Source organism: Streptomyces sp. NPDC058812 (assembly GCF_042744565.1).
Classification (GTDB): domain Bacteria; phylum Actinomycetota; class Actinomycetes; order Streptomycetales; family Streptomycetaceae; genus Streptomyces; species Streptomyces thinghirensis.
This window is the reverse complement of the sequence record NZ_JBHYOB010000016.1, coordinates 115,378-127,960: the sequence shown is the minus strand read 5'-3', so window position 1 is coordinate 127,960 and position 12,583 is coordinate 115,378. Positions and strand designations below refer to the sequence as shown.

10 protein-coding genes are annotated in these 12,583 nt (G+C 71.8%); 5 read left to right on the top strand and 5 right to left on the bottom strand.

Going from position 1 to position 12,583, the window contains the following annotated elements; translation table 11 throughout:
- The first annotated feature begins 63 nt into the window (after positions 1-63).
- The 4 genes from ACFW48_RS28490 to ybaK all read left to right on the top strand — a co-directional run bounded on the left by ACFW48_RS28490 (position 64) and on the right by ybaK (position 4,158).
- On the top strand, positions 64-1,641 hold the full coding sequence (locus tag ACFW48_RS28490; protein WP_386319284.1) for an oxidoreductase: 1,578 nt from the start codon (positions 64-66) through the stop codon (positions 1,639-1,641).
- Between the two features lie 219 nt (positions 1,642-1,860).
- The gene (locus ACFW48_RS28485) at positions 1,861-2,889 is read left to right on the top strand and encodes a hypothetical protein (RefSeq protein ID WP_386319426.1); all 1,029 of its coding nucleotides are present in this window, start codon (positions 1,861-1,863) and stop codon (positions 2,887-2,889) included.
- An 11-nt stretch (positions 2,890-2,900) separates the two neighbouring features.
- Positions 2,901-3,641 carry an LON peptidase substrate-binding domain-containing protein gene (locus ACFW48_RS28480; protein ID WP_386319281.1) on the top strand — a complete coding sequence of 247 codons (741 nt, stop codon included), beginning with the start codon at positions 2,901-2,903 and terminating at the stop codon, positions 3,639-3,641.
- A 13-nt stretch (positions 3,642-3,654) separates the two neighbouring features.
- The gene (gene ybaK, locus ACFW48_RS28475; protein ID WP_386319278.1) at positions 3,655-4,158 is read left to right on the top strand and encodes a Cys-tRNA(Pro) deacylase; all 504 of its coding nucleotides are present in this window, start codon (positions 3,655-3,657) and stop codon (positions 4,156-4,158) included.
- Between the two features lie 161 nt (positions 4,159-4,319).
- Here the strand turns inward: ybaK and ACFW48_RS28470 are convergent, their stop codons facing one another.
- The 4 genes from ACFW48_RS28470 to ACFW48_RS28455 all read right to left on the bottom strand — a co-directional run bounded on the left by ACFW48_RS28470 (position 4,320) and on the right by ACFW48_RS28455 (position 8,311).
- Complete coding sequence (locus ACFW48_RS28470) at positions 4,320-5,027, bottom strand: AAA family ATPase (protein WP_386319276.1); 708 nt, start codon at positions 5,025-5,027, stop codon at positions 4,320-4,322.
- Between the two features lie 34 nt (positions 5,028-5,061).
- Positions 5,062-5,886 (bottom strand): ABC transporter permease, encoded by an 825-nt coding sequence (locus ACFW48_RS28465; protein ID WP_386319273.1) that lies wholly within the window; start codon positions 5,884-5,886, stop codon positions 5,062-5,064.
- Between the two features lie 89 nt (positions 5,887-5,975).
- The gene (locus tag ACFW48_RS28460) at positions 5,976-6,950 is read right to left on the bottom strand and encodes an ABC transporter ATP-binding protein (RefSeq protein ID WP_386319423.1); all 975 of its coding nucleotides are present in this window, start codon (positions 6,948-6,950) and stop codon (positions 5,976-5,978) included.
- Positions 6,951-7,093: 143 nt separating this feature from the next.
- Positions 7,094-8,311: an NYN domain-containing protein gene (locus ACFW48_RS28455; RefSeq protein WP_386319271.1), complete on the bottom strand. Its 1,218-nt coding sequence runs from the start codon at positions 8,309-8,311 to the stop codon at positions 7,094-7,096.
- 236 nt (positions 8,312-8,547) lie between these two features.
- Here ACFW48_RS28455 and ACFW48_RS28450 point away from each other — a divergent pair, with 236 nt between their 5' ends.
- Positions 8,548-8,712, top strand: a complete 165-nt coding sequence (locus ACFW48_RS28450) for a hypothetical protein (protein WP_386319269.1) — start codon at positions 8,548-8,550, stop codon at positions 8,710-8,712.
- An 83-nt stretch (positions 8,713-8,795) separates the two neighbouring features.
- On the opposite strand, the gene dnaE is transcribed toward ACFW48_RS28450, so the two are convergent.
- Entirely contained in the window at positions 8,796-12,335 is a 3,540-nt protein-coding gene (dnaE, locus tag ACFW48_RS28445) for a DNA polymerase III subunit alpha (RefSeq protein ID WP_386319267.1), read from the bottom strand.
- Positions 12,336-12,583 lie beyond the last annotated feature (248 nt).

Here is a 12,583-nt window from a genome sequence, read left to right as displayed (position 1 = left end):
GGGCATGAACGGTTGTACGAAGAGTGAGCGACCGACGAGTAGTTGGGGAGGGAGTGAAGCGCCGTGACCGAGGGGGCGGGCCACCGTGACGGAGAGCTGCCGGGCGACCTGACCGCCGCCGAGGCGGGCATGTGGCAGGCCTTCCGCAACGGCAGCGTGTACGACCTGAGCAGCGGGGACGCACTCGTCGACGACCCGCACGGCGGGCATCCGTGGGGACCGGAGCGGACGGTGCGGGCCCGCATCGTGTGCTGGCTGCTTCTCGACGGTCCGCCCGCGCTCGCGGGCCGGGTGTCCTCGCTGCAGCTCGTGGGCGTGTTGATCAGCGACACGATGGATCTCGCGGGCGGCACGGTAGTGCCCTACGTCGAGTTGCGGGGCTGCCGCTTCGAGCGGGAGGTCCTGCTGCCGGAGAGCCGTTTCACGACCCTGCGGTTGGTGGACTGCTACGTGCCCCGGCTGGAGGCGGCCCGGCTGCACACCGAGGGTGATCTGCACCTGCCGCGCTCCCGCTTCCCCGGCGGAATCCGCCTCACCGACGCGCAGATAGGCACCGACCTGCTGCTCAACCAGGCCATCGCGCACCGGGACCGCAGTGGCCGTTCCATCGCCGCGGACGGCCTGAGCGTCGGGCAGGACCTCCAGGCCGAGATGCTGGAGTCGTACGGCGAGGTGAGTCTGCGCAGCGCCCAGGTCGGCGTCTCGCTGAGCCTGCGCGGCGCCCGGCTCCTCAACCCGTACACGCGGCACGCGCTGAACGCCCCGCAGCTGACCGTGGAGCGCACGCTGTACCTGACGCCGGCGGGCCTGGGCAGCCCACTGCTGCGGGGCACGACTCCGGCGCAGGGGACGCGGATCCAGCGGTTCGAGTGCGAGGGCGGGGTGCGACTGGACGACGGGCGGTTCGGCGACGCCGTCGACTTCGAGCACGCCCGGTTCACGTTCACCGACGACCAGGAGCTGTCGCTGCGCCGGGTGCAGACGCCCGAGCTGCGGTTCCTGGGCGAGCGGCCGGCGCGCGGCCGGGTCGTGCTGTCGGGGGCGCGGGTGGTCAACCTGATGGACCGGGCGGACAGCTGGCCGGGCCCGGGCCGACTGCACATGGGCGGCTTCGCCTACGAGAACCTGGTGCCGCGGGGTCCGTTCCCGCTGGAGAAGCGGCTGCGGTGGGTGGGCGCCGCGACCGCCGAGTACAACCCGGAACCGTACGAGCGCCTCGCCGCCGTGCTGCGGGCGGGCGGTGAGGACGAGGACGCCCGCGAGGTGCTGCTCGCCAAGCACCGCCGGCGCCGCGAGAGCCTGCCGATCGCCGCGAAGCTGGTGGGATACGCCCAGGACTGGACGGTCGCCTACGGCTACCGGCCGGGCCGGGCGGCGGTGTGGATGGCGGTGCTGTGGGCGGCCGGCTCGGTCGCCTTCGCACGCGCCGACCCGCCACCGCTGAAGAGCGGCGAGCACCCGGACTGGAACCCCGGCCTCTTCGCCCTCGACCTGCTACTGCCGGTCATCGACCTCGGCCAGGTCGGCTACTGGCAACTCCGCGACGGCTGGCAGTGGCTGTCGACGGCCCTGATCCTGCTGGGCTGGATCCTGGCGACGACGGTCGCGGCGGGAGCGACGCGGCTCCTCCGCCGGAACTGACCGCCTGGGGGCGGCACGGCTTCCCGTCGGGGGTGGCGCGGCTTCCCCTCGCGGGTAGCGCGGCCCCCGCACCGGCATCGGCACCCGCACCCGCACCCGCACCCGCACCCGCACCCGCACCCGATGAAACCCGCACAGGCGGCGCGGGTGGGAACACAAACGGCCGAAGGCGAAGCCGAGCCGCACAACCATCACGAACCGTCGGCCGTCGTACTGGCCATGCTGCGCGCGTTCCTCCGGACGGCGGCCCGGGCCCGCTCCCGGACGTCACGGCTCGCCCAAGACGACGACGTGCTCCTCGACGCCCCCGACGACCGTCTCGCCCCCGCCCTGGTCGCGGCGGCCCAGGGCGAGTACGCGCCCGCGGCCGCTCTCCTCGCCGGCACCCGTGAGAACGCCGACTGGGAGCACCGCGACCGCTACGCGACCCGGCTGGCCGCCTTCGCCCGCTCCCGCACCGAATGGCTCGAGAACTGGCGCGCCACCGCCCCGGACGACCCCGACGCCCTGCTGATCGCGGCCCGCCTGACGGTGGACCGTCACTGGGACTCACCGGCCCGCGCCGAACTGCTGCGCCAGATCACCCCCGCGGTCACCGCCGCCGCCGAGGCCGCCGGACGCGACCCGGTGCCGTGGCGGACCGCACTGGACGCCGCGCGGGGCGCACACGCCGGACACGCCGAGTTCGAGCGGCTGTGGGCACAGGCGGTCCGCCGCTCCCCGCACCACTACGGCTGCCACGTCGCCGCCCTGGAGTACCTGGCCGCCGCCTCGCCCGCCGCCCACCGCGAATGCCTGGACTTCGCCGAGACGGCGGCGCGGGACGCGCCCGAGGACGCCCTCGTACGGGCGCTGCCGGTACGGGCGGCCTTCACCTGTCTGACCACGGACGACGGCGGCGACGCGGCCGGCGGCGTGCACCGGGCCCGCCTGGACGCGGCGGCGGACCGCGCGATCGCCCTCTCGGCCGCCCACCCGGCGGCCGACCCGTGGCCGGCGGAGCTGCGGAACCTCCTGACGTACGTACTGGTACGCCTGGAGCGCCACCAGGACGCGGCGGAACAACTGCGTCTGACCGGCCCGTACGTCACGTCCTTCCCCTGGGCCCGGGACACGGACGACCCCCTCGGCCGCTTCCTCCAGGTGCGCGCGGACGTCCGTGCGGCGGTGGCCGCCGGGTCCGGGACGACAGGTTCAGGTCATCCACGAAGTGGGCACGACGATCGCGTCCGCCCCGGCGACCATTAGGCTTCTGCGTCGTGACCACCGTCCGGCTTCCCCTCTTCCCCCTGAACTCGGTTCTGTTCCCGGGGCTGGTGCTCCCGCTCAACATCTTCGAGGAGCGCTATCGCGCCATGATGCGCGAGTTGCTGAAGACCCCCGAGGACGAGCCGCGCCGGTTCGCCGTCGTGGCGATCCGCGACGGCTACGAGGTCGCCCAGACCGAACCCGGCCTGCCCGACCCGACGACGACGCTGGAGCGCGGGCCGGCGGCCGGGTTCGGGACCGACCCGGTCAAGGCGTTCCACAAGGTGGGCTGCATCGCGGACGCGGCGACGGTCCGCGAACGCGCCGACGGCACCTTCGAGGTGCTGGCGACCGGCACGAACCGGGTGCGGCTGCTCTCGGTGGAGGCCTCGGGCCCCTTCCTGACGGCCGAGCTGGAGCCGCTGTCCGAGGAACCCGGCGACGAGGCGGGGGCGCTGGCCGAGGGGGTGCTGCGGTCCTTCCGGCAGTACCAGAAGCGGCTGGCGGGGGCACGCGAGCGGTCGCTGGCGACCGGCGCCGAACTGCCGGACGAGCCGGGCGTGGTCTCCTACCTGGTCGCCGCCGCGATGATGCTGGACACACCGACCAAGCAGCGTCTGCTCCAGGCCCCGGACACGGCGTCCCGCCTCCGGGACGAGCTGAAACTCCTTCGCTCCGAGACGGCCATCATCCGTACGCTGCCGTCCCTGCCCGCGTCGGAGCTGACGCGCGGCCCGACGAGTCTCAACTGAGGTACGGGTCCCCATGGCGAAGAAGTCGAAGAAGCAGCAGCAGTCCGGTGGCACCCCGGCGACGGTGGCGCTCGCGGCGGCCGGTGTGACGTACGCGGTCCACGCGTACGACCACGACCCCGCCCACCCGTCCTACGGCGAGGAGGCGGCCGAGGCGATGGGCGTCTCGCCGGAGCGGGTCTTCAAGACGCTGGTGGCGGACGTCGACGGCGCGCTGACGGTCGCCGTGGTGCCGGTGGCGGGCCAGCTGGACCTGAAGGCGCTGGCGGCCGCGGTCGGCGGCAAACGCTCGGCGATGGCCGACCCGGCACTGGCCGAGCGGACCACGGGATATGTCCGGGGCGGAATCTCTCCCCTGGGCCAGCGCAAGAGGCTCCCGACGGTCCTGGACGCGTCCGCCTCGGGCCACGCCACGATCTGCGTCTCGGCGGGCCGCCGCGGCCTGGAGGTCGAACTCGCCCCCGAGGACCTGGCCAAGCTCACGGACGCGGTCCTCGCCCCGATCGGCCGCGCGTAGCCCCTGGACGGGCGCCCGGTTGTCGGCTAATCAGACAGAACATGTCGAAGAGAACCCGCAAACGCAGGTGGCGCATCAAGAAGCGCAAGGCCAACCACGGCCGCCGCCCCGCCTAGGTGTGCTGTCCGGAGAGGTTGGTGACGCGGCTGGCCGGGGAGGGGCTACGCCGACTTCTCCCCGTACGGCCCCGCCGGATACCGCTGAGGCGCGGGCCAGGGGTCGGGCTCCGGGTCCCGGGGCCCGAACAGCCCCGTCAGTCCCAGGTGGACCACCAGCGCCGCCACCGACCACGCCAGCAGGGCCCCCTTGGCCCCCAGTTTCAGCGGCGCGGAGAACGTCACTCCCTTGCCGACGTCCTTCGCGTGGGCGATCACGTCCTGCGCGGGCCCCAGCCACACGCCGACCCGCCACGCCAGCAGCGACCCGAGCAGCCCGCCGACGCCCAGCGCCACCACCAGCGGCACACCCCCACGCCGCCGCAGCAGGAAGACGACCACCGCGCTGAGTGCTCCGAACGCCAGCGCGAGCAGTGTGAACGTGCCGTCGACGCCGACCGCGTGTTCGCTCTCGGACTCCTTGAGGTAGACGACCCACTCGCCGCCGACCAGATCCCCGACCAGCGGCACGGTCGGTGCCAGCTTCCACCACAGCACGCCCAGCAGCAGGCCGGAGATCGCCACCGCCACCACGGTCACGGCGGCCTGACGCACTTCGGTCAACATCCCGGGGCCGTCCTGTTCGCCGTGGTGGTCGTACGTGGCGCCGGACGCGGCGCCCACCGCGTGCGCGCCGACGGGCGGAGGCACCGGCCCGCCCTGGTACGACGAGCGTTCGTTCGGGGGTGGTGGCGGAGTCAGAGGTGCGGTCACCCCGCCATCGTGCCAAACCCGCCTGTGCGGCGCGTCACCGGACGGCGGCCCGGCGGTACGCCCAGGTGGCGACCGCCAGCGAGATCACCCCGACCACGGCGCACACCGCGAGGTCACCGAGGACGAAGGCCCAGTCGGGCCGGTCCCCGAACGTACGCGCGAGGGCCTCTACTCCGTACGTGGAGGGCAGCAGGTCCCGCGCCACGCGCACCACCTCCGGCATCCGCTCGGCGGGCAGCACGCCCAGCAGCAGCGCCGCCGACATGCCCAGCTGGCCGAGCAGCGTGGCGAACTCCGGCCGCGGCGCGAGCAGCCCCAGCGCCGCGCCCAGCCCGGCGAGCGCGGCGCCGGCCAGCGGGATCACGGCCACCAGCACCCACAGATGCGTCATCGGCAGCCCGAACAGCAGGCACCCGAACACCGCCGTCACCACGGTCCCCGGCACGGTGAAGGACGCGTACGCGCCCGCCGCGCCCAGCACCACCGCGGCCGGCGGCACCGGCAGCGTCGCGTAGTGGTCGAGGCCACCGCTCGCGCGCAGCTGGCCGAAGTACTGGGCGAGGAGGTTCAGCGCGACGAAGGCCACGACGAGCACCGCCGACCCGGCGACCACGGCCTGTGCCTCACCGCCGCCGTCCACGACCCCGCGCATCAGGATCATGATGCCGATCGACTGGAAGGTGGCCACGAACAGCAGCGGGATGCGCGCGACCCGCGCCCGGGACAGCTGCGCCCGGTACACGGCCACCAGGGACGGCCACAGCCGTGCCTTGGGGCCGAGCTCGGCCGCGCCGACGGGGCCCTGCTCCTCGACGGCCAGGGCACCGCCCGGCAGGACATCGGCGGGTACGACACTCACGTCGCGCTGCTCCCCTTCGGTCGGGTCGTTCGAAGCGGTCGCCCTGATGGGTACGGATGCGGCGGCCGGTGTGCTCACCGTTCGGGTGCTCAAGCCCTCACCAGCCCCTGCCGCGCGGCGCCGCCCAGCGCCAGGTAGACGTCCTCCAGGCTGGGCGTGGCCAGGGTGAAGTCGTCCAGGGCGGCGAAGGCGGCGCCGCCGGTGACGGTGGCGACGACCGCGCGGGCCTCCTCGGGGGCGAGCCGCAGCGTCCAGCGGCGCCCCGACTCGGTGGCGCGGTCGCGCAGGGCGGCGACCTCCGGGACGTTGAGCGGTGCCGTCTCGCGCCACACCAGGTCGACGCGGACCTCTCCGGCGACCTTCTCCTTGAGCCCGGAGGGCGTGTCGCAGGCGATCACCCGGCCCCGGTCGAGGACGGCGACCCGGTCCAGCACGGTCTCGGCCTCGATGACGTTGTGGGTGACCAGCAGGACGGTGCTGCCGTGCTCGGCGCGCCGCCGGTCGACGGCCGCCCACACGGCGCGCCGGGCCACCGGGTCCATGCCGGTGGTCGGCTCGTCCAGGACGAGCAGCGAGCGCTCCCCCACCAGCGCGGCGGCGAAGCAGGCCAGGCGGCGCTGCCCGCCGGAGAGCTTCCTGATCGGGCGGGCGGCGAGCGGGGTCAGGCCCAGCTCGTCGAGGACGGCGTCCCGCTCGGCGCGCGCCTGCCGCACCTCCAGGCCGCGCAGCCGTCCGGTGGTCTCGGCGGCGAGCGACACGGTCAGCTCGTCCAGGGCACTGGACTCCTGCCCGAGGTAGGCGAGGATCCGCGCGGCCCGCTCCGGGTGGCGCACGATGTCGTGCCCGAGGATCTCCACGCTGCCGCGGTCGGGCCGCATCAGCCCGGTGAGCTGGCGTACGAGGGTGGATTTGCCGGCGCCGTTCGGCCCGAGCAGTCCGAAGATCTCACCGCGGCGGATCTCCAGGGTCACGTCGTCGGTGGCCCGTACCTCGGGAGTGGCCGGAACGCCGCGCCTGCCGCGTACCGCCGGATAGGTCTTGGTCAGTCCGCGCACCACGCACACGGCATCGCCACCGGGTCGAAGTGCCTGTGCCGCGCGCGTACTCACAAGGGACGAGACTACGGGGTCCGTCCCTCCGCCCCGCCCTCGGGTCCGCCCATAAGTGTCGATTCAGCCGGGGAAAGCCGGGGGGAGGCCGGAGGGTCTCACTCCGCCGCCGGGGTGCGCTCGGTCGCCGTCCGCACATCGATCTCCCGCCAGAACCCGGCCCGGATGGCGTACCGGTCGTGCTCGTCGATCTGGTCGTCCTTGTGGGCCAGCAACCCGAAGCGGGCCGCGTAGCGCAGCAGCTCCCCGTCGACGCGGTGCGGGATGCGCGGGTACATCCCGGAGAGCTTCTGCAGGTGACCGTGGTCGCCGAGGCGCTCCAGCCAGCGGCGGGCGAAGACCTGCCCGACCTCGTACGGGTCGCCGCCGACCGTGGTGATGTCCTCCTCGCGGTCGGCCCAGCGCTGCTCGGCCGTGGTCAGCTGGGCCAGCGTCGGCAGCGAGACGGCCTCGGGCGGCTCGGCGCCGGACCGGTCGACCCAGCCCTTGTCGGAGGACCAGCGCAGGGTCGCGGTCGGGGGGTGCGGGGCGGGTTGGGCGCCGGGGGCGCGCAGGGCGGCGAGGTCCTTGGGCGTGGGGACGCCCTTGGCGGGCGGTACGCGTTCCTCGGTGCCGTTGCGGGCGGCGGCGCCGGTCGTGGTGGGGTGCTCCGGCTCCTGGGCGGGCCGTTCGGTGGCCGCGGAGAGGGCGGACTCGGGCAGCGGTGCGGAGAGGATCGCGGCGATCTCGGGGCGGGGCACTGGCGGCGGCGCGCAGATCCCGCCGAGTTCCTTGGCCCGTACGGCCTTGGTGATCCACGCCCGGTCCAGCACGCGTCGCTCGTCGGCCTCCGCGACCAGGTCCTCGGACTGGTTGTAATCGCCGTCGGCGGCCTGCACGGCCCACAGGTGGACGGCGACGCCGTGCTCCTTGGCGGCCATCATGCCCGGCAGCAGGTCGCCGTCGCCGGTCACCAGGACGACGTCGGAGCAGGCGCGGTTGCGGGCCAGCTCGGTCAGTTCGGCGTGCATGGCGGCGTCCACGCCCTTCTGCGCCCAGCGGCCGTCACTGCGCGTGAGGGCGCCAAGTCGAACGGTGACCCGGGGCATGACGCGCAGGCGGCGGTGTTCGGGCTGCGGGACGCGGTCGGGGGCGCCGTCGAACCAGTAGATGCGCAACAGGGGCTGCCGCGTGTCGGACTCGGCGCGATCGCGAAGCCCCTGGATGAGGGCGGCGTGATCGACGGTGATGCGCGAGCGTGAGGGCTCTCCGGCGAGGAGACTGGCCGCGGCCCCCAGCAGATACCCGGCGTCCACCAGGACGATGCAGCGGTCCACGCGATCCACCCTCTTTCCGGGAGGTTTGCTTCGGGCTTCCTTCGAGTCTGCCCGACCGCGCGGAGGTTAACGGCCGGAACTCGATCTTCGGCGTGGCGTTTCCGCACAAGCCGCCCGCCCCCGCACCCCGACGAGCCGTGTCACGGACGGTAATTGCCCGATATGCGTTCTTTGTTGGCCTGTGTGAATCTGGTTCCGGCCCTGGCCCCTAGATCCCCCACAGGAGGTAGATCACCATGGCCAAGAACAAGAACAACCGTGATCGTAAGCAGCCCCAGGCCGAGCGCACCCCGCAGACCGCCGAGTCGTCCGTGATGGACCGCGAGGAGCAGCACGGCCCGCAGCTGACGCCCGGCGACGTCGCCTCCCGCAAGCGGCAGAAGCGCTTCGGCCACAACTGACATCCGCGAACCGGGCCGCTACGGCCTCGCGGACACGAGGGGCGCACCCGGTGCCGGGTGCGCCCCTGTCTCGTTCCGCCCGCTCAGCCCGCCAGACAGGACGGCCCGAGGAGCACCTTCAGGTCGCCGAACAGGGCCGGGTCGGGCTTCACCCGGTGCCGGTCCAGGCGCAGCACCGTCGTCTTCGTCGGCCCCTGGAGCTTGATCCGCACCTCGCTGTCGCCGCGGTGGTGCGTGAGGATCTCGCCGAGGCGGCTGACCATCGGCGGAGTGACCCTGGTGGCCGGGATGGTGAGGACCACGGGCGCGTTGGTGCCCGCGTTGGACAGGTCGGGGACCATCAGCTCCATCGCGACCAGCCGCGGCACGTCCTCCCGCTTGTCCAGGCGCCCCTTGACGAACACCACGGCGTCCTCGACGAGTTGGGTGGACACCAGCTGGTACGTCGCCGGGAAGAACATGCACTCGATGGAACCGGCCAGGTCCTCGACGGTGGCGATCGCCCAGGCGTTGCCCTGCTTGGTCATCTTGCGCTGGAGGCCGGAGATGATGCCGCCGATGGTGACGACCGCGCCGTCACCGAAGTCACCGCCGGTGAGCTGGGAGATGCCCGCGTCGGCCTTGTCGGACAGCACGTGCTCCAGGCCGAAAAGCGGGTGGTCGGAGACGTAGAGACCGAGCATCTCCCGCTCCTGGGCGAGCAGATAGGTCTTGTCCCACTCGTCCTCGCCGAAGACGACGTCGAGTCCGAAGCCGGGTTCGTCGGTCGCCTCCTCGCCCATGCCGCCGAAGAGGTCGAACTGGCCCTCGGCCTCCTTGCGTTTGACCGCGACCACGTTGTCGATCATCGGCTCGTACTGCGCGGTGAGGCCCTTGCGGGTGTGCCCCATCTCGTCGAAGGCGCCGGCCTTGATCAGCGACTCCGTCGTCCGCTTGTTGCAGACGACCGCCTCCACCTTGTCGAGGTAGTCGGGGAAGGAGGCGTACTTCCCCTTGGCCTTGCGGCACCTGATGATCGACTCGACGACGTTGGTGCCGACGTTGCGCACGGCGGAGAGGCCGAAGAGGATCACGTCGTCGCCCTGCGCGGCGAAGTTCGACATGGACTCGTTGACGTTGGGCGGCAGCACCTTGATGCCCATGCGCCGGCACTCGTTCAGGTAGACGGCCGACTTGTCCTTGTCGTCCTTGACCGAGGTGAGCAGGGCGGCCATGTACTCGGCGGGGTGGTTCGCCTTGAGGTACGCCGTCCAGTACGAGACCAGTCCGTACGCGGCCGAGTGCGCCTTGTTGAAGGCGTAGCCGGCGAAGGGGACCAGCACGTCCCACAGTGCCTGGATGGCCTCGTCGCTGTAACCCTTCTTGCGGGCGCCCTCCTGGAAGAGGACGAAGTTCTTCGCCAGTTCGTCGGGCTTCTTCTTGCCCATCACGCGGCGGAGGATGTCGGCCTCGCCGAGTGAGTAGCCCGCGATGATCTGGGCGGCCTTCTGCACCTGCTCCTGGTAGACGATCAGGCCGTGGGTGACCGCGAGGACCTCCTGGAGGGGTTCCTCCAGCTCCTTGTGGATCGGCGTGATCTCCTGGAGGCCGTTCTTGCGCAGCGCGTAGTTGGTGTGCGAGTCCATGCCCATGGGGCCGGGACGGTAGAGCGCGGAGACGGCGGAGATGTCTTCGAAGTTGTCGGGCTTCATCAGCCGCAGCAGCGAGCGCATCGGTCCGCCGTCGAACTGGAAGACGCCGAGCGTGTCGCCGCGCTGGAGCAGTTCGAAGGTCGTCGGGTCGTCCAGCGGCAGCGACAGCAGGTCGAGGTCGATGCCCTTGTTGGACTTCACCATCTTGACGGCGTCGTCCATGATCGTGAGGTTGCGCAGGCCGAGGAAGTCCATCTTCAGCAGGCCGAGCGACTCGCACTGCGGGTAGTCCCACTGCGTGATGGTCACGCCGTCGGTGTGCCGCACCCAGATCGGGGCGTGGTCGACGATGGGCTCGCTGGACATGATCACGCCGGCCGCGTGCACGCCCATCTGCCGGACCAGGCCCTCGACGCCCTTGGCGGTGTCGATGACCTTCTTCACGTCCGGCTCGTTCTCGTACATCGCGCGGATCTCGCCGGCCTCGCTGTACCGCGGGTGCGTGGGGTCCGTGATGCCGTTGAGGTCGATGCCCTTGCCGAGGACGTCGGCGGGCATCGCCTTGGTGAGGCGGTCGCCCATCGCGTACGGGTAGCCCAGCACGCGCGCGGAGTCCTTGATGGCGTTCTTCGCCTTGATCTTGCCGTACGTGCCGATCATGGCGACCTTGTCGGCGCCGTACTTCTCCGTCACGTACCTGATCACCTCGACGCGCCTGCGCTCGTCGAAGTCGATGTCGACGTCGGGCATGGAGACGCGCTCGGGGTTGAGGAACCGCTCGAAGATCAGGCCGTGCGGGATCGGGTCGAGGTCGGTGATGCCCATGGCGTACGCCACGATCGAACCGGCCGCGGAGCCTCGGCCGGGGCCGACCGCGATGCCCTGGTTCTTGGCCCACATGATGAAGTCGGCGACCACGAGGAAGTAGCCCGGGAACCCCATCTGGATGATGACGTCCATCTCGTACTCGGCCTGCTTCTGGCGGTCCTCCGGGACGCCACCGGGGAAGCGGCGCGCCATGCCGCGGCGGACCTCCTCCTGGAACCAGGTGACCTCGGTGAAGCCCTCCGGGATGTCGAACTTCGGCATGAGGTCGCGCTTCTCGAACATGCCGTCGACGTCGACCATCTCGGCGATCAGGCGCGTGTTGGCGCAGCCCTCCTGCCAGGCGTCGGAGGAGTCGATGGCGTACATCTCGTCCGTCGACTTCAGGTAGTAGCCGGTGCCGTCGAACCGGAAGCGGTCGGGGTCGGAGAGGTTCTTGCCGGTCTGGATGCACAGCAGGGCGTCGTGGGCGGTCGCCTCGTGCGCGTAGGTGTAGTGCGAGTCGTTCGTCACCAGCGGCGGGATGCCGAGCTTCTTGCCGATCTCCAGCAGGCCGTCGCGGACCCGGTGCTCGATCTCGATGCCGTGGTCCATCAGCTCCAGGAAGTACCGGTCCTTGCCGAAGATGTCCTGGTAGTCGGCGGCCGCCTGGAGGGCCTCGTCGAAGTGGCCGAGGCGCAGCCGGGTCTGCACCTCGCCGGAGGGGCAGCCGGTGGAGGCGACGATCCCCTCGGACCACTGGGAGATCGTCTCCTTGTCCATCCGGGGCCACTTCTGCAGCCAGCCCTCGGCGTACGCGTCGGAGGAGAGGCGGAAGAGGTTGTGCAGGCCGGTCTTGTTGGTCGCCCACATCGTCTTGTGGGTGTAACCACCCGAACCGGAGACGTCGTCCCGCTTCTGGTGCGGCTGGCCCCACTGGATCTTGCGCTTGTTGCGGCGCGACTCGGGGGCGACGTACGCCTCGATGCCGATGATCGGGGTGACCCCGGCCTTCTTCGCGGAGTGGAAGAAGTCGTACGCCCCGTGCAGGTTGCCGTGGTCGGACATGGCGATGTGCGACATGCCCATCTCATTGCAGGCGTCGAACATGTCCTTCAGCCGCGCGGCACCGTCCAGCAGTGAGTACTGGGTGTGGACGTGCAGGTGCGTGAACGGCGGCTTGGACACGTTCGGCCTCCAAATCAGGACTGTGGCGCGAAGCGCCTCGTTGAGGTGCGGTGGTCGGCGGGAGGGCTGTGGGTGACGGGCCGGCGGCGGGCTGCGGTCGGTCCGGGGGTCAGCGTCGAAGTCTATGCCTCGCCACTGACACTCCGGGGGCTTCCCCGCGTACCTTCGGGGGCGGGTCCGCGTGTCGGGGAAGGACCCCGGGCACGGGCACTCCCGCACCCCTTCGAACGTTGGTCCGAGTGGAGATC